The 18,232-nt window shown below is 70.4% G+C and carries 18 protein-coding genes; 14 read left to right on the top strand and 4 right to left on the bottom strand.

All coding sequences use genetic code 11. The features are described 5' to 3' along the window. Positions 1-100 precede the first annotated feature (100 nt). On the top strand, positions 101-2,260 hold the full coding sequence (locus tag ACFW16_RS06150; protein WP_380302892.1) for a TonB-dependent siderophore receptor: 2,160 nt from the start codon (positions 101-103) through the stop codon (positions 2,258-2,260). A 75-nt stretch (positions 2,261-2,335) separates the two neighbouring features. Here the strand turns inward: ACFW16_RS06150 and ACFW16_RS06155 are convergent, their stop codons facing one another. After that, positions 2,336-3,232: a branched-chain amino acid aminotransferase gene (locus tag ACFW16_RS06155; RefSeq protein WP_380302894.1), complete on the bottom strand. Its 897-nt coding sequence runs from the start codon at positions 3,230-3,232 to the stop codon at positions 2,336-2,338. A 77-nt stretch (positions 3,233-3,309) separates the two neighbouring features. Between ACFW16_RS06155 and ACFW16_RS06160 the strand changes: the two genes are divergently transcribed. The 7 genes from ACFW16_RS06160 to ACFW16_RS06190 all read left to right on the top strand — a co-directional run bounded on the left by ACFW16_RS06160 (position 3,310) and on the right by ACFW16_RS06190 (position 8,434). Then, the gene (locus ACFW16_RS06160; RefSeq protein WP_380302896.1) at positions 3,310-3,831 is read left to right on the top strand and encodes a MarR family winged helix-turn-helix transcriptional regulator; all 522 of its coding nucleotides are present in this window, start codon (positions 3,310-3,312) and stop codon (positions 3,829-3,831) included. A 12-nt stretch (positions 3,832-3,843) separates the two neighbouring features. Next, positions 3,844-4,536 (top strand): response regulator, encoded by a 693-nt coding sequence (locus ACFW16_RS06165; RefSeq protein ID WP_380303050.1) that lies wholly within the window; start codon positions 3,844-3,846, stop codon positions 4,534-4,536. Further along, entirely contained in the window at positions 4,533-5,894 is a 1,362-nt protein-coding gene (locus tag ACFW16_RS06170) for an ATP-binding protein (RefSeq protein WP_380302898.1), read from the top strand. Before ACFW16_RS06165 ends, ACFW16_RS06170 begins: the two co-directional genes overlap by 4 nt. 20 nt (positions 5,895-5,914) lie before the next feature. Further along, the gene (locus ACFW16_RS06175) at positions 5,915-6,310 is read left to right on the top strand and encodes a VOC family protein (RefSeq protein ID WP_380302899.1); all 396 of its coding nucleotides are present in this window, start codon (positions 5,915-5,917) and stop codon (positions 6,308-6,310) included. Continuing rightward, on the top strand, positions 6,307-6,846 hold the full coding sequence (locus ACFW16_RS06180) for an RNA polymerase sigma factor (protein WP_380302901.1): 540 nt from the start codon (positions 6,307-6,309) through the stop codon (positions 6,844-6,846). Before ACFW16_RS06175 ends, ACFW16_RS06180 begins: the two co-directional genes overlap by 4 nt. Continuing rightward, a complete protein-coding gene (locus ACFW16_RS06185; protein WP_380302903.1) occupies positions 6,843-7,631 on the top strand; it encodes a hypothetical protein in 789 nt (262 codons plus the stop codon). The genes ACFW16_RS06180 and ACFW16_RS06185 overlap by 4 nt, the downstream gene beginning before the upstream one ends. 89 nt (positions 7,632-7,720) lie before the next feature. After that, positions 7,721-8,434: a DUF6065 family protein gene (locus tag ACFW16_RS06190; RefSeq protein ID WP_380302904.1), complete on the top strand. Its 714-nt coding sequence runs from the start codon at positions 7,721-7,723 to the stop codon at positions 8,432-8,434. Between the two features lie 58 nt (positions 8,435-8,492). Here ACFW16_RS06190 and ACFW16_RS06195 read toward each other — a convergent pair whose 3' ends face one another. After that, entirely contained in the window at positions 8,493-8,849 is a 357-nt protein-coding gene (locus tag ACFW16_RS06195; RefSeq protein WP_380302906.1) for a hypothetical protein, read from the bottom strand. Between the two features lie 224 nt (positions 8,850-9,073). Here ACFW16_RS06195 and ACFW16_RS06200 point away from each other — a divergent pair, with 224 nt between their 5' ends. Then, entirely contained in the window at positions 9,074-10,549 is a 1,476-nt protein-coding gene (locus tag ACFW16_RS06200) for a S8 family serine peptidase (RefSeq protein WP_380302907.1), read from the top strand. Here ACFW16_RS06200 and ACFW16_RS06205 read toward each other — a convergent pair whose 3' ends face one another. Then, positions 10,550-11,758 (bottom strand): ROK family protein, encoded by a 1,209-nt coding sequence (locus tag ACFW16_RS06205; RefSeq protein ID WP_380302909.1) that lies wholly within the window; start codon positions 11,756-11,758, stop codon positions 10,550-10,552. Positions 11,759-11,914: 156 nt separating this feature from the next. Here ACFW16_RS06205 and ACFW16_RS06210 point away from each other — a divergent pair, with 156 nt between their 5' ends. From ACFW16_RS06210 to ACFW16_RS06230, 5 genes are all read left to right on the top strand, one after another. After that, positions 11,915-12,928, top strand: a complete 1,014-nt coding sequence (locus ACFW16_RS06210) for a substrate-binding domain-containing protein (RefSeq protein ID WP_380302911.1) — start codon at positions 11,915-11,917, stop codon at positions 12,926-12,928. Between the two features lie 62 nt (positions 12,929-12,990). Further along, entirely contained in the window at positions 12,991-13,965 is a 975-nt protein-coding gene (locus tag ACFW16_RS06215) for an ABC transporter permease (protein WP_380302913.1), read from the top strand. Further along, positions 13,962-14,750, top strand: coding sequence for an ATP-binding cassette domain-containing protein (locus ACFW16_RS06220; RefSeq protein WP_380302915.1), 789 nt, complete (start codon positions 13,962-13,964; stop codon positions 14,748-14,750). Before ACFW16_RS06215 ends, ACFW16_RS06220 begins: the two co-directional genes overlap by 4 nt. 38 nt (positions 14,751-14,788) lie before the next feature. Then, on the top strand, positions 14,789-15,811 hold the full coding sequence (locus tag ACFW16_RS06225; RefSeq protein WP_380302917.1) for a hypothetical protein: 1,023 nt from the start codon (positions 14,789-14,791) through the stop codon (positions 15,809-15,811). Position 15,812: 1 nt separating this feature from the next. After that, entirely contained in the window at positions 15,813-16,823 is a 1,011-nt protein-coding gene (locus ACFW16_RS06230; protein ID WP_380302919.1) for a carbohydrate kinase family protein, read from the top strand. Positions 16,824-16,906: 83 nt separating this feature from the next. Here ACFW16_RS06230 and glyA read toward each other — a convergent pair whose 3' ends face one another. After that, positions 16,907-18,178, bottom strand: coding sequence for a serine hydroxymethyltransferase (gene glyA / locus ACFW16_RS06235; RefSeq protein WP_380302921.1), 1,272 nt, complete (start codon positions 18,176-18,178; stop codon positions 16,907-16,909). Positions 18,179-18,232 lie beyond the last annotated feature (54 nt).

An 18,232-nucleotide genomic window follows, 5' to 3' on the forward strand; every position in this document is an offset into this window, starting at 1 on the left:
CCAGAACGACCTAGACGAGAATGAGAATTAATGTCAATTACGCCACGTCTCGATCCGGCGTTCCCAGCCGGGCTTCCCGTGACCGGAGCCGACCTGACTTATGCGACATCGACCAAGCCCCCGCACCTGCCTTCTGCTCGGCCTGCTCGCCACCACGGCGCTCGCGCCGGCACCAATCCTGGCCCAGGCCGGGACGCAGGGGCCGGCTCCGGCCGATGACTCCGGGGTGACCCTCGCCCCGATCGTCGTTCAGGGCAGCACGGAAACGCCGACGACCGAGGTGCGCGGCTTCACCGCCACGAGGAGCGCCAGCGCCACCAAGACCGACACGCCGCTGATCGAGACGCCGCAATCCGTCTCGGTCGTCACCCGCGGCCAGATGGACGCGCGCAACGTGCAGAGCCTGCAGGAGGCCCTGGTCTACACGCCCGGCATCCTGACCGGCCTCTACGGTTTCTCGCCGCGGCTCGACCAGTTCTGGATCCGCGGCTTCGACGCGGCCTATTTCGGCATCTTCCGCGACGGGCTGCGGCAGCCGACCGGCCAGGTCTTCGCCGGCATCCGCACCGAGCCCTACGGCCTCTCGGCCATCAATGTGCTGCGCGGCCCCGCCTCGGCCAATTACGGCCTGTCCTCGCCGGCCGGGCTGGTCGACCTGGTCACCAAGCGCCCGCCGGACGAGCCGCTGCGCGAGGTCGAGCTGCAGTTCGGCAACCACGACCGCTATCAGGGCCAGTTCGACCTCGGCGGACCGCTGGACGAGCAGAACCGCTTCTCCTGGCGCCTGACCGGGCTGTTCCGCGACAGCGACACCCAGATGCCGGCGGTGCCGGACGACCGCGCCTATATCGCCCCGGCCTTCACCTGGCGGCCGAACGAGGACACCACGGTGACCTTCCTCGGCGCCTATCAGAAGGACAAGACCGGCGGCAGCCTGTTCAACTACTACTCGCCGGCGACCGGCCTGCTCGACATCCGCACCGCGGATTCGGCCTGGAACGACCTCGACATGGAGAGCGTGCGGGCGGGCTACGAGATCGAGCACCGGGTCGACGACGCGCTGACGCTGCGGCAGAACTTCCGCTACGCCCATGTCGATTCCAACACCCGCTACGTCTACATCACCGGCCTGTCCGACGACGGCAACACCGTCTTCCGCCGCGCCGGGCAGGACCGCGAGAGCCTGGACACGGTGTCGGTCGACAACCAGGCGCAGCTGCGCTTCGACACCGGGCCGGTGCAGCACACGCTGCTGGCGGGCCTCGACTACACCTTCCTCGACACCACCAACATCGCCGGCGACGGCCCGGCGCCGGACCTCGACCTGACCACGCGGAACTACGGCAAGCAGCACATCGACATGCCGGCGGTCTACGCCCGCACCCTTCAGCAGCAGCAGCAGATCGGCGTCTATCTGCAGGACCAGATCCGCTTCGGCGGCTGGCTGCTGACGCTGAGCGGCCGGCACGACTGGCTCGAGACCACGAGCCAGGAGCGCATCGCCGGCACCGATCAGGACGCCTCCGACAGCGCCTTCACCGGCCGCGTCGGCCTGAGCTACGTCACCGATTTCGGCCTCGCGCCCTATGTCTCCTACGCCACCTCCTTCACCCCGAACACCGGGACGGACTGGCAGGGCCGCCTGTTCAAGCCGACGACCGGGGAGCAGATCGAGGCCGGCATCAAGTACCAGCCCGAGGGGCTGAACAGCCTGATCACCGCCTCGGTGTTCCAGATGACCCAGGAGAACGGGCTGATCGCGGACTCGGCCCATGTCAACTTCCGGGCCGCCCGCGGCGAGGTGCGGGTGCGCGGCATCGAGCTGGAGGCCCTCGCCGATCTCGGCGAGGGCTTGAGCCTGCAGCTGGCCTACACCTATCTCGACCCGGAGGTGACCGAGGGCACCGCGGCGACGGAGGGCAAGGACCCGTCCGGCATCCCGAACCACATCGTCTCCGCCTGGGCCGACTACCGGGTTCCGGACACGGTCGTGCCGGGGCTGAGCCTGGGCGCCGGCATGCGCTATATCGGGTCGAGCTATCGCGACGACGACAACACCACCGGCCGGAACGAGGCGGTGACCCTGTTCGACGCCGCGATCCGCTACGATCTCGGCGCGGTCGAGCCGCGGCTGGATGGGGTGCAGCTGGCGGTCAACGCCACCAACCTGTTCGACCGCGACTACACCACCTGCGCCCAGGGCTACTGCTACGAAGGCCAGGGCCAGACGGTGATCGGCAGCATCCGCTACCGGTGGTGATGTACTGAACGGCCGGTGCCGGCTTCGTAGGTTGGGTTCGCGGCATGCGAACCCAACCTACACGATGCAATGGTCCTAGGCCGCAGCCGCCCTCGGCTCCTTCCGCACTTCGGCGCTGTAGGCGTCGATCATGATCTTGCAGATCTGGCCCGGGGTGAAGCGGTGCGCCCCGATCTCGCCGACCGGGGTGATCTCCGCCGCGGTGCCGGTCAGGAAGACCTCGGTGGCCTTCGCCAGCTCCTCCGGCTGGATGTGCCGCTCGACCACCTCGATGCCGTTGCGGCGGGCCAGCTCGATCGCGGTCTGGCGGGTCAGGCCGTTCAGGAAGCAGTCGGCGGTCGGCGTATGCAGCTTGCCGTCGATGGCGAGGAAGACGTTGGCGCCGGTCGCCTCCGCCACATAACCGCGGTAGTCGTACATCAGCGCGTCCTGGTAGCCGGCCGCCTCGGCCTTGTGCTTGGCCAGGGTGCAGATCATGTACAGGCCGGCCGCCTTGGCATGTACCGGCGCCGAGTCCGGCGATGGGCGGCGCCAGTCGGACAGGGTCAGGCGGATGCCCTTCATCTTGGCCTCGGCCGAGAAGTAGCTCGGCCATTCCCACACCGCGATGGCGACATGGATGGTGTTGGCCTGGGCCGACACGCCCATCATCTCCGACCCGCGCCACGCCACCGGGCGGATATAGGCGTCGGTCAGGCCGTTCTTCTCAAGGGTCAGCTTCTTTGCCGCATCGAGCTCCGCCACGCTGTAGGGCAGCTTCATGCCGAGCGTGGTCGCCGAGAAGTGCAGCCGCTTGGAATGCTCCGTGCCCTTGAAGATCCGGCCGTTGTAAGCCCGCTCCCCTTCGAATACAGAACTGGCGTAGTGTAGCCCGTGAGTCAGGACATGGATGTTGGCGCTACGCCATTCGACCAGCTTGCCGTCCATCCATATCCAGCCGTCACGGTCGTGGAAGGGAGGAGTCGTCGACATGATGGGCCTTTCCCGCATTGTCATTTGTGTCGCCGTCGGACCGTGAGCGGTAACATTCGGGGTGAAAACAAGTCAACATGGCTGACATAAAATCGCCCGTGAACCCGCTCTTCCTCCGAGAGGAGGAGATCCGCCAAGGCATCGAACTGTTATTCTACGCCTATCGCGGCTTCACTGCCGAGCCCGATGCGCTGCTCGCAACCCTGGGTCTCGGCCGGGCCCATCACCGTGCGCTTTATTTCATCGGGCGGCATCCGGAGATCACGGTCAGTGCGCTGCTGGCGATCCTGCGCATCACCAAGCAGAGCCTGGGCCGGGTCCTGAACGACCTGGTCGAGCGCGGCTATGTCGAGCAGCGGCAGGGCCAGCGCGACCGGCGCCAGCGCCTCTTGACCCTGACCGACAGGGGCGCGGTGCTGGAGCGCCAGCTGTTCGAGAGCCAGCGCAAGCTGATCGGCCAGGCCTACCGCAACGCCGGGGCGGAGGCGGTGGACGGCTTCCGCAAGGTGCTGGAAGGGCTGATCGCGCTGAGCGAGCCGGCCGCCGCGGAGGAGGAGCCGGAGACTCCGGCCCCCGCCTCCCGGGTCGCGAGCCGGTAGCCGGCCATGACCATGACCGCCGACGAGCCCGCCCATGTCCTGGTCGTCGAGGACGACCGCCGGGTCCGCGAGCTGCTGCGCAAATACCTGATGGAGAACGGCTTCCTGGTGACGGCCGCGGTCGACGCCGCGGATGCGCGCGAGAAGCTGGCCGCGATCGCCTTCGACCTGATCGTGCTGGACGTGATGATGCCGGGCGAGACCGGGCTGCAGCTGACCGCCGACCTGCGCCAGCGCATGAGCACGCCGATCCTGCTGCTGACCGCGCGCGGCGAGCCGGAGGACCGGATCGCCGGGCTGGAGAGCGGCGCCGACGACTACCTGCCGAAGCCGTTCGAGCCGCGCGAGCTGGTGCTGCGCATCAACAGCATCCTGCGCCGCCTGGCGCCCCCGCCGCCGCGGGCCGCCGGCACCATCCGGCTCGGCGCCTTCACCTTCGACATCGAGCGCGGCGAATTGCTGCAGGAGGGCGAGCACGTGCGCCTGACCACCGGCGAGGAGAACCTGCTGCGCATCCTGGCCCAGCACGCCGGCGAGACCGTGTCGCGCGAGGCGCTGACCGAATCCGGCACCATCGACGGCGGCGTCCGGGCGGTCGACGTGCAGGTGACGCGGCTTCGGCGTAAGATCGAGCCGGACCCGCGCCTGCCCCGATACCTCCACACCGTGCGCGGCGAAGGCTATGTGCTGAGACCCGACGGATGATGCGAGCTCCCGCCGCCCTGCCCCGGCTGTCCACCCCCCTCCGGCTGCGGGCGCGGATCAAGAAGTTCCTGCCGCGGACCCTGTTCGGCCGGGCGCTGGTGATCATCGTCACGCCGATGATCCTGGCCCAGGCAATCTCCACCTACGTCTTCTTCGGCCGCCATATCGACGTGATCACCACGACGATGGCGCGCACCGTCTCCGGCGAGATCGGCCTGACCATCGACGAGATCGCCGACGGCATGACACCCGTCGCCCGCGGCGCCGTGTTCCTGCGGGCGCAGCGGAACACCGGGCTGATCTACGGCTTCGATCCCGGCGTCGAGCTTGGCCCGACCGGAAGCGGCGCGCTGGACGAGGGCCAGCGCGCCCTCGCCCGGGCCATCCGCGCCTCGCAGCCCTACGACTTCACCATCCAGTCCTCCAGGGACGACGACACCGACGTCGTCCGCATGCAGCTGCCGGACGGCGTGCTGACGGTGGAGGTGCCGTCGAAGCGGCTGTCCAGCTTCACCACCAACCTGTTCTACCTGTCGATGCTAGGGTCGACGGTAATCCTGTCCGCCGTCGCCATCATCTTCATGCGCAACCAGCTGCGCCCGATCCGGCGGCTGGCGATCGCCGCCGACCGCTTCGGCAAGGGCCGCGACATGCCGGGATTCCGGCCGCATGGGGCGGAAGAGATCCGCCAGGCCTCCGAGGCCTTCATCGACATGCGCGACCGCATCCGCCGCCAGATCCAGCAGCGCACCGAGATGCTGGCCGGGGTCAGCCATGACCTGCGCACGCCGCTGACCCGGATGAAGCTGCAGCTCGCCATGCTCGGCGACGGGCCGGACATCGACGAGCTGCGCGCCGATGTCGACGAGATGCGGCAGATGATCGACGCCTATCTCGCCTTCGCCCGCGGCGAGGGAACCGAGGAGGCGACGCCGACCGACCTCGCCGCCTTCCTGGAGGAGGTGGTGGTGGCCGCCCGGCGGGAGGGCGCCGACATCGCCTTCGACACGCCGGAGAGCCATGTCCTGCCGCTGCGGCGCGAGGCGATGCGGCGCTGCCTGGCGAATCTGCTGTCCAATGCGCGGCGTCATGCCCGGCACGTCTGGCTGTCCGTGGTCCCGGACGACGGCACCGTCGCCCTGGTGGTGGACGACGACGGCCCGGGCATTCCGCCGGACCAGCGCGAGGAGGCGATGAAGCCCTTCGTCCGGCTGGACGAATCGCGCAACCAGGAGACCGGCGGCACCGGCCTCGGCCTCGCCATCGCCCGCGACGTGGCGCGCCGCCATGGCGGCGATCTGGTGCTGTCGACCTCGCCGATGGGCGGGCTGCGCTGCACGGTGCGCCTGCCGCTCTGAACCGTTGGGAGGGGGATCCGATGGGCCTGTTGCGGGAGATCGTGTTCGAAAGCCGGTCGGCGCCGGCCCTGGCCCGGTTCTGGGCTGCGGTGCTCGACGGCTACGCCTTGCGCGCCTACGACCAGGCCGAGATCGACCGGCTGGCCGCGCTGGGCTTCACGCCGGAGACCGACCCTGTCGTCCTGGTCGACGGGCCGGGCCCCAGCCTGTGCTTCCATCAAGTGCCGGGGCGGGACTACACCAACAACCGCGTCCATCTCGACATCGCCGCGCCCGACCGCGCGGCCGAGGTGCGGCGCCTGCTGGCCCTCGGCGCCAGGATCCAGCGCGAGGCGGACGGCTACACGGTGATGCTCGACCCGGAGGGCAACCAGTTCTGCGTCGCCGATCCATCGCACCCGGAACCCTCGACGTGACCGAAACGGATTCGTTTGCGGACCAGCTCGTCGCGCTCCTGCCCAATCTCCGCCGCTTCGCGATCTCCCTGTGCCGGACCCGCGACGGCGCCGACGACCTGGTGCAGGCGGCCTGCGAACGGGCGCTGGCCAATGCCGACCGCTTCGAGCCCGGCACGCGCTTCAACGCCTGGATGTTCCGGATCCTGCGCAACCTGTGGATCGACCAGGTGCGCAAGCGCAGCACGGCCGGACCGCAGGAGGACATCGACCAGCGCCAGGACATCGTCGGCGCCTCCGGCGAGCGCGATGTCGAGGCGCGGCTGACGCTGAACGCCGTCGGCCAGGCGATCATGACCCTGCCCGACGAGCAGCGCGAGGTCCTGCTCCTCGTCTGCGTCGAGGACCTGTCCTACAAGGAGGCCGCCGATGTCCTCGGGATCCCGATCGGAACGGTGATGAGCCGGCTGGCGCGGGCCCGGAAGAATCTCGCCGACGCCGCGGGAATGAACCCCGGCCCGTCACGTTCAGAGATCACGAAGGCGGGGAGCAGATGATCGCGCGCGAATTCGACGACCGGACCCTGATGGCCTTCGCCGACGGCGAGCTCGACGACGAGACCGCCGCCGCGGTCGAGACGGCCATGGAGACCGACGACGAGCTCGCCGGCCGGGTCGCCCTGTTCCTCGAAACCAGGATCCAGGCGAAGGACGCGCTGAGGCCGCTCGTCGAGGAACCGGTGCCCGCGGCGCTCGAGGGTTCGGTGCGGCGGATGCTCGACGCGGCGAAGCCGGGCGTCGCCCCTTCGCAGCAAGGCGGGGCGGCGCCTGTCGTTCCACTCAAGGGGGCCGATCGCCGGGTGCCGTCGCGCCCGCAGCGCCCCTGGGTGATGCCGCTGGCCGCGTCGCTGGCGGCGATCGTCTTCGGCCTCGGCGGATATCTGATCGGCACGGGCGGCCAGGGCGCGCCGCAGGGCTTCGCGGTGGCGGGGCTGAGCAGCCCGGCGCTGTCGGAGGCGCTCGGGCGGGTCCCGTCCGGCGAGGAGGCCGTCCTGGCGGGCTCCGGCGACCGGCTCCGTGCCGTTGCCTCGTTCCGCGATGCCGGCGGCCTGCTGTGTCGCGAGTTCGAGGTGGACACCGCCGCCGGCTCCTCCGTGGTCTCGGTGGCCTGCCGCGCGGACGGCGCCTGGTCGGTGCGTTTCGCCGTGGTCGCCCCCGTGCGCGACGGCGGATACGCTCCGGCGTCGTCGATGGAGGCGCTCGACGCCTACCTCGCATCGGCCGGCGCGCATGAGCCGCTCTCGCCGGCGGACGAGGCCGCGGCGCTGGCCACGGGACGATAAGCGCGGCGGCCGGTCGCCACCCCATCGCGACGGTACGGAATAACGCCTCCTCCGCCCCGTTAACCGGGCAGTGAATCCGGAGGTTTCCGATGCTGTCGCTCATCCGCCGGCCCGCGCCGGTCATCGAATTCGTCTGCCAGCCGCAGGATCACGGGGTGATCGCCGAGCCGAAACCGGCGAAGTCCGTCCTCCCCGACTGGTTCCGCAAGCTTCCGCCGGTCGACAAGGAGCACCTCACCGTCACCAACAACGGGCTGACGGTGAAGCGCTGCATGCCGTTCTTCGACGCCATGGCGACGGGATGGATCCTGCCGCTGGCGGCGACGGTGCGCCTCGACATCCGGGACGGCGGCCGCGCCGTCGAGGCGGGGTGGGAATTCGACCGGGTGATGGTCAGCAACCACGGCGCCCATCAGGTCGCGGGCAACCCGAAGGAGCCCCGCCCGCCCTGCAAGTTCCACAACCACTGGTCGATCCGAACGCCGCCGGGCTGGAGCTGCCTGTTCCTGCCGCCGCTCAACCGCCCGCCGCAGCCCTTCGAATGCGTCGCCGGCATCGTCGACACCGACACCTATGCGGCGCATATCCATTTCCCGTTCTTCGCCACCGCGCCCGACGGGCTGTACGTGATCGAGAAGGGCACGCCGCTGGTCCAGGTCATCCCGTTCCGCCGCGAGGAGGCGGCGATCCGGGCGAAGATCCGGCCGGAGACCGCCGATCAGGCGAAGCAGCGTGAAACCGCCCACCGCAACACGATCGCCGGCGAAGGCTGGTACCGCCGCTGGGCCCGCGCCGCCCGATAGGAATTCCGCTTCGGACCAGATGATACGGGGGCCCTGAGGGCCCCCGTACTTTGCAGGATCAGCGCCGCCGCCAGCGGCCTTCGCCGCCGCTGGAATTGGAGGAGCTGTTCGAGGACGAGTTGGAGCTCGAATTCGACGAGTTGTTGGACGAGGAGTTCGAGCTCGAATTGTTGGACGAGTTCGAGCTCGAGTTGTTCGAGGAGTTGGAGCTCGAATTCGACGATGAGTTCGAGCTCGAATTGGACGAGCTGTTGCCGGCGACGATGATCGTCCCGTCGCTGCGGCCGGCCAGGGCGGTCGATGTGCGCTCGAAGTCCATGGACGCCGCCGGATGCTCCTTCGCCTGCGCCGAGGCGCCCGCAACCGCGGCCACGCCGGCGATCAGGGCCGACATCAGCTTCCCGTATCTCGTCATGGTGCTTGCTCCTGTGAGACCGGACCGGGTTTTGGTCCGCAGGGGGAACGGGCCGCCCTGCGGAATATTCCGGAAGACGTCCAGGCCGGGTGCGAAGATGGCCGGCCGACGGAATAAGGGCCGCGCGCCGCCCGTTCATCCGTCGACCACAGCCTTGCCGCACCGCGCCACCCGGCGTCATGCTGGGACCTGCACGGCCCGACACCGACCAGGAGAGACACCGCTTGGCTTCCGTCCTTCGCCGCTTCGCCCTGGGCGTTCTGTTCCTGGCAGGCGCAGGCGCCGTCCCGGATCCGTGGCCATTCGGCGGCGGCGTGTTCTCCCTGGCGTCGCCGGCGCTCGCCGATGACGACGACGGCGGTGGGGATGACGACGGCGGGGGCGATGACGGCGGCGGACGCTCGGGCAGCGGCAGCGGCGGACGCGACGGCGGGAGGGGTGGTGACGACCGTGACGACGACGGCGGCGTGTTCCCCTTCTTCCGCGACCTCTTCGATCCCGCCCCTCCGCCATCGCCCCCCCAGCGGGCGAGGCGCGCCGCCCCGCCTCCGCCGAGGCCCGCCTATGCGCCGGCCGAGCTGGTCGCCATCGGCAGCGCCGAAGACCTCGCGGCGGCCGAAGGCCTGGGCTTCCTCGTCATCGCCGACGAGGAGATCGGCCTGGTCGGCAGTCGGCTGGCGCGGCTGCGCGTCCCGGCCGGCCTGACGCTGGCCCAGGCGCGACAGCGCCTCGTGGCGGCGAGGCCCGCCGTCGCGGCCGACCTCAACCACTACTACCGCCCCGAAGCCGCGCCCGGCTGTGCCGAAGACCCCTGCCTGGCGCGGTCGCTGATCGGCTGGCCGCGGGACGGCGTGCTCTCCGCCGCCACCCCGCGCATCGGCCTGATCGATACGGGGATCAACCTGGCGCACGAGGCCCTGAAGGACCGGAGGATCGACCTCACATCCCTGTCCGACGCGCCCCGCGATCCGTCATCCAAGGTGCATGGAACGGCGATCGCGGCGCTCCTCGTCGGCGCGAACGGCAGCCGGACGCCCGGGCTGCTGCCCAATGCGGAGCTGGTCGCCGTCGATGCGTTCCATCACGAACGCGGCGACGACCGCAGCGACGCCTATGACCTTGTCCGCGCCCTGAACATCGTCGCGGCGAAGGACGTCGACGTCATCAATCTGAGCCTCGCCGGTCCCAACAACGAGGTTCTCCAGCGGGCGGTCGCGGCGATCGCCGCCCGGGACCTGATGATGGTGGCCGCCGCCGGCAACGACGGGCCCAGCGCCGATCCGATCTATCCGGCCGCCTATCCCGACGTGACCGTGGCGACGGCCGTCGACCACCGGTACCGGCCCTACCGGCGCGCCGGCCGCGGCGGGCACATCGATTTCGCCGCCCCCGGCGTCGATGTGTGGACGGCGGCCTCGGTCAGCGGCGCGCGCCCCAGGACAGGGACCTCCTTCGCCGCCCCCTTCATCACCGCCGCCATCGCCCATGTCCGGGCGGCGTCGCCCGACCTGAAGCGCGCCGAGGTCAAGCAGGCTCTGGCCGCCGCGGTCGAGGACCTGGGCGCCCCCGGCCGCGACCCGGTCTTCGGCTGGGGCCTGCTGCGGCTCGACCGGCTCGATCCGGCGGCGGGAGCGGCCTCTCCGCCGGCCCCTGGCGTTCCGATCGAGGGCGGCCGCATCCACCCCACCGGCATGAATTGATCAGCCCCCCGGCGCCCCCCGCTCCGCGATCAGGCGGTCGACCGCCTGCGGCTGCAGCCGGGTGTCGACCACCAGCCGGGCCGCGCCCAGCAACCCCGCCAGCTCGCCGGCGCGGGCGGCGACGATGGTCAGGTCGCGCGTCGCCAGCGGCAGGCAGCGCTGGTAGACGAACTCCCGGACCCCGGTCAGCAGATGCTCTCCCGCCTCGGACAGGGTGCCGCCGACCACGATGACGCTGGGGTTCAGGACGCTGACAACGTCGGCCGCCACCTCGCCCAGCACCCGGCCGGCCTGGCGCACCAGGCTGATCGCCTCGGGCCGGTTGCGCCCGACCAGATCCATCACGTCGCGCGCGTCCCGTGCCTTGAAGCCCTGGGCCCGCAGGTCGCGGGCGATCGCCCAGCCGGCGGCATAGGCCTCGACGCAGCCCAGCTTGCCGCAGCGGCACAGCGGCGCCTCGGCGTCGCGCAGCTGGATGTGGCCGATGTCGCCCGCGGCCCCGCGGGCGCCGCGATGCATCCGGCCGTCGGTGATGATGCCGCTGCCGATGCCGGTGCCGGCCTTGATGAAGACCAGCTGCCGCTCCTCCGGCCAGAACCGGCGGTGCTCGGTCAGGGTGCGCAGCCGGACGTCGTTCTCGGCCAGAACCGGCGCCGCATAGTCGCCCGCGAACCAGCCGGGAATGTCGAAATCGTCCCAGCCGGTCATCACCGAAGGCCCCACGACCCGTCCGGCGGCATGGTCCACCGGCGCCGGCAGGCACAGCCCGATGCCCAGCACCTCCGATGCCGGCCGGCCGATCTCGGCCAGGAGATCGCGGAACTGCTGCGCGATCCAAGTCAGGATCGGCACCGGACCCGTGCCGACATCGAGCGCGCCGAGCCTCTCCGCGAGCACATTGGGCCCGAGATCGGTCGCCGCCACCCGGATGCGGCTCTCGCCGACATCCGCCGCCAGCACCACGCCGAAGCGCTGGTTCAGTTTCAGCACGCGGGCCGGCCGGCCGCCGCTTGCTTGCGTCTCCTCCGTCTCCTGCAGCAGCCCGGCCTCGAACAGCACGCCGAGGCGCTGGGTGATGGTGGCGCGCGACAGGTCGGAGATGCGGGTGAGGTCGGCCCGCGACCGCGCCTGGCCGGACAGGATCAGCGACAGCACATGGCCGGCGCCGGCGGTGCCAAGGGCGTGGATCTCAGGGTCGGACGCAGTCATCTTCCACTAATGCTCTTTTCCAGACAAAAGATCCAGATCATCGGATTGACTCCGATCAAAAGCCCGATCTATCGTGGCCATCGCCGGTCAATCGTCCGGCCAATGCGCAGGGCTGGCGCCGCAGAAGCGCCCGCCCGCAAACAGGAGGAAACCGCGATGATCCGATCGCAGAGGTCTGCGCTTGCTCCGAACCCCCGCCGCCTCGCCGGCCTGCTCGCCGCCGGCGCCATCGGGCTGGCCCTGGCCGCCGGCAGCACGGCGGCGATGGCGCAGGAGGCCATCGTCGGGCTGGTCACCAAGACCGAGGTCAATCCGTTCTTCGTCAAGATGCGTCAGGCCGCCGAGGCGGAGGCCAAGGCCAAGGGCCTGAAGCTGATCGCCCGCGCCGGCAAGTTCGACGGCGACAATGAGGGCCAGGTGGCCGCGATCGAGGACCTGATCAGCGCCGGCGCCAAGGGCATCCTGATCACCCCGAACAACTCGACCGGCGTGCTCGGCGCGGTCAAGAAGGCGCGCGACGCCGGCATCCTGGTGATCGCGCTGGACACCGCGACCGACCCGGCGGACGCGGTCGACGCCACCTTCGCCACCGACAATTTCGAGGCCGGGGTGCAGCAGGGCCAGTACGCCCGCAAGGCGCTGGGCGACAAGGCGCCGAAGCTGGCGATGCTGGACGGCACGCCGGGCGGCACGGTCGACACCTTCCGCCATGACGGCTTCCTCAAGGGCTTCGGCATCGCCGAGGGCGACGCCGTGATCGTCGGCAAGCAGAACACCAACGGCGCCCAGGACAAGGGCCAGACGGCGATGGAGAACCTGCTGTCGGCCCACCCCGACATCAACGTCGTCTACACGATCAACGAGCCGGCGGCGCAAGGCGCCTACGCCGCGATCCGCGCGGCGGGCAAGGAGGAGGACATCGTGGTCACCTCGATCGACGGCGGCTGCCTGGGCGTCAAATACGTCAAGGACGGGCGGGTCGCCGCGACGGTGATGCAGTTCCCGTACAAGATGGCGCAGATGGGCGTCGACGCCGTGGCCGAATACGCCAAGAGCGGCAAGAAGCCGACCGGCTTCGTCAACACCGGCTCCTTCCTGATCACCGGCAAGCCGCTGCCGGGGCTGGAGTCCAAGGATCTCGACTTCGGAGAGAAGAACTGCTGGGGCTGATGACCAGCGCGACCGGGGCGGGCCGCATCAGGCCCGCCCATCCCCTCCCGAACGAGAGAGCAATGGCCCCTTCCTCGTCCTGGATCGGTCGGGCCGCGCGGGTTCTGACCACGCCGCCGCTCGGGCCCCTGATCGTGCTGGTCGCCTTCGCCGCCGTGTTCACGGCGATGAGCGACCGCTTCCTGACCCCCGGCAACCTGTCGCTGATCGTGCAGCAATCGGTGATCATCGGCACGCTGGCGATCGGCCAGACGCTGGTGATCCTGACCGCCGGCATCGACCTCGCGACCGGCGCCATCGCCGTGCTGGGCACCATCGTCGCCGGCAAGCTGGTGGACGAGGGCCATGCCGCCCTGCCCTCGCTGCTGCTGGCGATCGGGCTGTGCAGCCTGGTCGGGCTGATCACCGGCACGCTGGTCAGCCGGCTGAAGCTGCCGCCCTTCATCGTCACGCTCGGCATGCTCGGCATCGTCACCGCCGCCACCCGGCTGTTCTCAGGCGGCGGCGCCTTCCCGGTGCTGGACGACCTGCTGAGCTGGTCCGGCAACACGCTGCGCCTGGGTGGCGCCGTGGTCACCTACGGCATGATCATCATGCTCGGGCTCTACGCGCTGGTCTGGTACCTGCTGAACCAGACCGCCTGGGGCAAGCATGTCTACGCCATCGGCAACAGCCCGGAGGCGGCGCGACTGGTCGGCATTCCGGTGCAGCGGCGGCTGCTGTCGGTCTACCTCTTCGCCGCCTTCCTCTACGGCATCGGCGCCTGGCTGGCGCTGGGGCGGATCCCGAACGCCGACCCGAACGCGATGCAGACCGCCAACCTCGACAGCATCACCGCGGTGGTGATCGGCGGCACCAGCCTGTTCGGCGGCCGCGGCAGCCTGATCGGCACGCTGATCGGCGTGCTGATCGTCGGCGTGCTGCGCAACGGCCTGACCCTGATCGGCATCGACCCGCTGTGGCAGGACCTGGTCACCGGCGTCCTGGTGATCACCGCGGTCGCGCTGGACCAGCTGTCACGATGGAGGCGGGTATGACCGCGACCGTCCTGGAGGCCCGCGGCGTGGTCAAGCGCTACGGCCATGTCACGGCACTTGGCGGCGTCGATTTCGAGCTGCGCGACGGCGAGGTGCTGGCGGTGGTCGGCGACAACGGCGCCGGCAAGTCGACCCTGATCAAGGTGCTGTCCGGCGCCATCACCCCGGACGGGGGCGAGGTGCGGCTGGACGGCCAGCCGGTGCGGTTCCACGGCCCTCTCGACGCCCGCCGCCGCGGCATCGAGACGGTGTACCAGGACCTGGCGGTGGCGCCGGCCCTGGACATCGCCACCAACCTCTATCTGGGGCGCGAGCTGCGCCGGCCCGGCCCACTGGGCCGCTGGCTGCGGCTGCTGGACAAGCCGCGGATGCGCCGCGAGGCGCAGCGCCACATGGACGAGCTGCGCTTCCGCCTGCCCTCGATCACCCATGCGGTCGAGAGCCTGTCCGGCGGACAGCGCCAGGGCGTCGCCGTGGCCCGCGCCGCGGTGTTCGCCCGCAAGCTGGTGATCATGGACGAGCCGACGGCGGCGCTGGGCGTGCGCGAGACCGGCCAGGTGCTGGACCTGATCCGCGGCATCCGCGACCGCGGCCTGCCGGTCGTCCTGATCAGCCACAACATGCCGAACGTGTTCGAGGTGGCCGACCGCATCCATGTGATGCGTCTCGGCCGCCGCGTCGCCGTCACCTCGCCGCAGCGCCACAGCATGGCCGAGGTGGTGGCGATCATGACCGGGGCGATGCCGGGCGACCAGCCGGCCCCGAACGCCGAGACGGCCCAATGATTCCTTCCCCCAACCGACCGAAAGACGAGAGACCGAGCATGACCCGCCTGGACGAGAAGCTGGCCCGCATCCGCGCCGGACAGTACAAGCGCAGCGACTTCATCATCGCCGACGCCAAGGACGGCGACATGGGGCCGAGCCTGACCTCGACCGGCCCGAAGCGCGCGCCGGACGGCAGCTGGACCCGCTACCGCACCCGCGACGAGTTCCTGGACACCATCCGCCAGGTGGTGGAGCAGGACATCGTCGACATCATGCTGGTCTCGGCCTCGAACCTGGAGCGGCTGGTCGAGAGCGGCACCTTCCGCAACAGCAAGGTGAAGCCGGCGATCCGCGCCAACGACACCACCGATGTCTGGGTGGTGCGCGGCGGCACCTATGCGCAGCAGCCGTCGCGGCCGTTCCGCTCGGCCGTCCTGCCGCAGGTGAGGCATGGCGGCACGGCGCCCGACCCGAAGGCGCCGGTGACCGGCACCGATCTCGGCCTCTACTCCGTCACCTTCAACAACGACCTCGACGCCGACGTCCGGTCGCTGGAGGCCTTCGCCGCGTTCCGGGCCGACTGCGCCGCCAACGGCTTCAAGTATTTCTTCGAGGTGTTCAACCCGAATGTCGCCACCGGCATCGACCCGGCGGTGCAGCCGCACTATCTGAACGACTGCATCCTGCGCTGCCTGGCCGGGGTGATGAAGGCCGACCGGCCGCAGTTCCTGAAGATCCCCTATAACGGCCCGAAGGCGCTGGAGGAGCTGGCCAGCTTCGACCCGAGCATCGTCGTCGGCGTGCTGGGCGGCGGCGCCGGCACCACCCGCGACTGCTTCGAGCTGCTGCACCAGGCCGAGAAGTACGGCGCCCGCGTCGCCCTGTTCGGCCGCAAGATCAACCTGGCGGAATCGCCGCTGGCGATGGTGAGCTTCATGCGCCAGGTGGCGGACGGCACGATCGCGCCGGAGGAGGCCGTGCGCGCCTATCACGGCGAGCTGCAGAAGCAGGGCATCACCCCGCTGCGGCCGCTGGCCGACGACGTGCAGACCACCGAAGCCGTGCTGAAGCAGGGCTGAGATGCGCTCCGGCATCATCTGCGGCGGCACGATCTGCATCGACGTCAACAAGGTCCTCGACCGCTTCCCGCCGCAGGAACACGTCGCCAAGATCGTGGAGGAGACGCCGGATTCCGGCGGTCCCGGCTTCAACATGGCGGTCGACCTCGCCCGCCTGGGCGCGCCCTTCCCGATCGAGGTGGTGGGCGTGGTCGGCGACGACGTCTATGGCGAGCTGGCGCTGCAGGTCTGCCGCGACCACGGCATCGGCGCCGGCCGGATCGCGGTGCTGCCGGGCGGCCGCACGGCCTATACCGACGTGATGATCGTGGCCGAGGGCGGGCGGCGCACCTTCTTCTACCAGGAGGGGGTCAACGCCCTGCTCTCGCCCGGGCATTTCGACCTGGCGGGGTCGACCGCCAGGATCTTCCATGTCGGGTCGCCCGGGGTGCATGCCCGGATGGACGCGCCCCAGGGCAACGGCAACGGCTTCACCGAGGTGCTGGCCCGCGCCCGCGCCTCGGGCCACCGCACCAATCTGGAGCTGGTCGGGGTGGCCGGCGACCGGCTGCGCGACCTGACGGTGCCGTGCCTGCCGCTGCTCGACAGCATCATCATCAACGAGCTGGAGGCGACGGCGCTGACCGGCGTCGAGACCCATCGCGACGGCCGGCCGGACTGGACGCTGGTGGAGCAAGCGGCCGCGGCGCTGATCCGCATGGGCGTGTCCACCCTGGCGGTGGTGCATTTCCCGGAGGGCGTGGTCGCCGCCGACCGCGACGGCCGCCTGTGGCGCCAGGGCGCGGCCTGGGTGCCGCCGGAATCGGTCAAGAGCACCAACGGCGCCGGCGACGCCCTGGCCTCCGGCGTCATGCTGGGGCTGCACGAGGGCTGGCCGGTGGAGAAAGGGCTGCGGCTGGGCGTCTGCGTCGCGGCGCTCAGCCTCGGCTCGTACAGCACATCACGGGCCATTCCATCGGCCGAGGAGTGCTTCGCCTATGGCGAGAGGGCGGGATTCAAGCCGACGGCGTAGGTTGGGTTCGCATCGCGAACCCAACATTGGGGGCCGTGCAAAAGAGGGTTGGGTTCGCTGTCGCGAACCCAACCTACGCGCTCCTACCCGGGGATCGGGAATCTCCGGGCAAAATCCCGCACCGCGTTCGCCAGCGCCGCCTCCGGCCTTGCGCCGGTGACCGCGTCGACGATCAGGTCGGCCAGGGCCTTCATCTGGCCTTCGCGCATGCCGCGGGTGGTGACGGCCGGCGTGCCGAGCCGCAGCCCGGAGGGGCGCAGCGGCGGCCTTGCGTCGTCCGGCACCACCTGCTTGTTCGAGACCAGGCCGACGCGGTCCAGCCGCTGCTGCGCCTCGTCGCCGTCGATGCCGAAGCTGGCGGCCACGTCGACCACCATCAGGTGGTTGTCGGTGCCGCCGGTCACCAGCTGCGCGCCGCGTCCCTGCAGCGCCTCGGCCAGAGCCTTGGCGTTGTCCAGCACGCGGCTTGCATAGGCCTGGAACTCATCCTGCGCCGCCAGGTGCAGCGCGGTGGCCAGGGCCGCCACCTGGTCCATATGCGGGCCGCCCTGCAGCCCCGGGAACACCGCCTGGTCGATCGCCTTGCGGAACGGCTCGCGGCACAGGATCAGCCCGCCGCGCGGCCCGCGCAGGGTCTTGTGCGTGGTGGTGGTGACGACGTCGAAGCCGGCCGCCAGCGGGTTCGGCAGCGCCTTGCCGGCGATCAGCCCGCCGATATGCGAGACGTCGGCCATGGTGATCGCCCCGACCTCGTCGGCGATCGCCTTGAAGGCGGCGTAGTCGGTGTCGCGCGGGTAGGAGGAAAAGCCGGTGATCAGCAGCTTCGGCCGCTCGCGCCGCGCGGTCTCGCGGATCGCGTCGAAGTCGAAGCCGCCGCCGGCCACGGTGCCGTAGCGGACGAAGCGGAAGATCCGGCCCATGGCCGAGACCGGGGCGCCATGGGTCAGGTGGCCGCCATGCGACAGGTCCATCGCCAGGATGGTGTCGCCGGGGGCGAGCAGGCCGAAATACACCGCCTGGTTCATCGGCGACCCGGACAGCGGCTGGACATTGGCGTACTCGGCCCCGAACAGCGCCTTGGCCCGGCCCTGGGCCAGCTCCTCGATCTCGTCGGCATGGAGGTTGCCGCCGTAGTAGCGCCGGCGCGGCTGGCCCTCGGCGTATTTGTCGGCGAAGACCGAGCCGAGCAGCGGCCGCAGCTCCGGAAAGGCGTGGTTCTCCGACGCGATCAGGGTCAGGCCCTGGCTCTGCCGGCGCTCCTCGCGCTCGAGGATGGCGGCGGCCTCCGGATCGGCGGCGGCCAAGCGGGCTCGCGGATCGAGATCGACCGGGTCGGGCTGGTGCTGGTATTCCATTCGGGGCTGCTCCGTTTCGATGCCTGGACACGAATCGCCCGACCAGCTTCCAAG

Origin of the sequence: Inquilinus sp. NPDC058860 (genome assembly GCF_042743185.1) — a bacterium.
Classification (GTDB): domain Bacteria; phylum Pseudomonadota; class Alphaproteobacteria; order DSM-16000; family Inquilinaceae; genus Inquilinus.

Excerpts from the sequence above, each read along its gene's own strand:
- ACFW16_RS06150 (WP_380302892.1), top strand. The coding sequence starts at position 101 with ATGCGACATCGACCAAGCCCCCGCACCTGCCTTCTGCTCGGCCTGCTC.
- ACFW16_RS06155 (WP_380302894.1), bottom strand. The coding sequence starts at position 3,232 with ATGTCGACGACTCCTCCCTTCCACGACCGTGACGGCTGGATATGGATG.
- ACFW16_RS06160 (WP_380302896.1), top strand. The coding sequence starts at position 3,310 with ATGGCTGACATAAAATCGCCCGTGAACCCGCTCTTCCTCCGAGAGGAG.
- ACFW16_RS06165 (WP_380303050.1), top strand. The coding sequence starts at position 3,844 with ATGACCGCCGACGAGCCCGCCCATGTCCTGGTCGTCGAGGACGACCGC.
- ACFW16_RS06170 (WP_380302898.1), top strand. The coding sequence starts at position 4,533 with ATGATGCGAGCTCCCGCCGCCCTGCCCCGGCTGTCCACCCCCCTCCGG.
- ACFW16_RS06175 (WP_380302899.1), top strand. The coding sequence starts at position 5,915 with ATGGGCCTGTTGCGGGAGATCGTGTTCGAAAGCCGGTCGGCGCCGGCC.
- ACFW16_RS06185 (WP_380302903.1), top strand. The coding sequence starts at position 6,843 with ATGATCGCGCGCGAATTCGACGACCGGACCCTGATGGCCTTCGCCGAC.
- ACFW16_RS06190 (WP_380302904.1), top strand. The coding sequence starts at position 7,721 with ATGCTGTCGCTCATCCGCCGGCCCGCGCCGGTCATCGAATTCGTCTGC.
- ACFW16_RS06195 (WP_380302906.1), bottom strand. The coding sequence starts at position 8,849 with ATGACGAGATACGGGAAGCTGATGTCGGCCCTGATCGCCGGCGTGGCC.
- ACFW16_RS06205 (WP_380302909.1), bottom strand. The coding sequence starts at position 11,758 with ATGACTGCGTCCGACCCTGAGATCCACGCCCTTGGCACCGCCGGCGCC.
- ACFW16_RS06210 (WP_380302911.1), top strand. The coding sequence starts at position 11,915 with ATGATCCGATCGCAGAGGTCTGCGCTTGCTCCGAACCCCCGCCGCCTC.
- ACFW16_RS06215 (WP_380302913.1), top strand. The coding sequence starts at position 12,991 with ATGGCCCCTTCCTCGTCCTGGATCGGTCGGGCCGCGCGGGTTCTGACC.
- ACFW16_RS06220 (WP_380302915.1), top strand. The coding sequence starts at position 13,962 with ATGACCGCGACCGTCCTGGAGGCCCGCGGCGTGGTCAAGCGCTACGGC.
- ACFW16_RS06225 (WP_380302917.1), top strand. The coding sequence starts at position 14,789 with ATGACCCGCCTGGACGAGAAGCTGGCCCGCATCCGCGCCGGACAGTAC.
- ACFW16_RS06230 (WP_380302919.1), top strand. The coding sequence starts at position 15,813 with ATGCGCTCCGGCATCATCTGCGGCGGCACGATCTGCATCGACGTCAAC.
- glyA (WP_380302921.1), bottom strand. The coding sequence starts at position 18,178 with ATGGAATACCAGCACCAGCCCGACCCGGTCGATCTCGATCCGCGAGCC.